The sequence below is a fragment of the Bradyrhizobium australiense genome, from assembly GCF_013114825.1.
Classification (GTDB): domain Bacteria; phylum Pseudomonadota; class Alphaproteobacteria; order Rhizobiales; family Xanthobacteraceae; genus Bradyrhizobium; species Bradyrhizobium australiense.
Genome location: NZ_JAAVLX010000041.1, coordinates 1 through 865 on the forward strand (window position 1 = coordinate 1; position 865 = coordinate 865).

Genomic DNA, 865 nt, shown 5'->3' on the forward strand with positions numbered 1-865 from the left:
CGGGTGGTGGAGGGAGGGTTTTCAGGTCCTCAGTGGGGCGGAACCTGTCACTCTCAAGTGGGCATCGTATGCTGAACGAGATGCCGAGGGCCTTCTCGATTCACGCGACGGCTTTAGCCTAATGCTCGGCGGCACGTTCTTTTCTTATAGAAGCTATCCGCACGTCACAGGCCATGTGGCCTCCGCATACTGCACCAGCCCGTTTATCAAAGCCGGACAATCCGCCTTCTGCTTGGTATGGGACGGCATCATTTTTCCACGTCTCTACTATGTAGACCGCTGCGGCGCTCGGTTCATCCAATGCCTGTTTCCGCTGATAGGTCACGTCTATGCTGCCACGGGCGATCACTTCGGACCTTATGCGAATACGAAGCGTTCCAACTGGGACCTAGGAGTTGCCGGCAAGCTGATGGCCTATATCGCGCTGGGATCTGCTGATGAAGACATCATAACTGTATTTCGAGAGCTCTACGAGGAGCGCTTTGCGGTCGACGCGGAGTATGCTCGTGGTTATCATGCGGAGAGCGGAGTTGAATCTTCAATTGCGGCTATCCACGACTTCTTCCACGCGAGCGCCCTTCGGTTGAAAGGCAAGCGACCCGAAGATGTGCTTGCATCGTTTCATTGTTTCCTCGAGCATCTCCTCGTCCGGGAGATGACGGCCGTTTTACAGCGGCATTCGAGTTCTCCGGGATCGCGCAACTTGTGTATAGTCGGTGGCTGCGGTCTCAATATCAAGTGGAACAGCGCACTACGTGCTAGTGGCCTGTTCGATGCTGTCTGGGTGCCGCCCTTTCCGAATGACAGCGGGGCGGCAATAGGTGCTGCTTGCTCCGCAATGGCGGCGGACAGAGGCTTCGTGCCC

1 protein-coding gene is annotated in these 865 nt (G+C 56.4%); it reads left to right on the forward strand.

Translation table 11 applies throughout. The features are described 5' to 3' along the window. On the forward strand, positions 1–865 hold an 865-nt coding region (locus HCN58_RS35205), incomplete at both ends, for a carbamoyltransferase N-terminal domain-containing protein (RefSeq protein WP_283814710.1).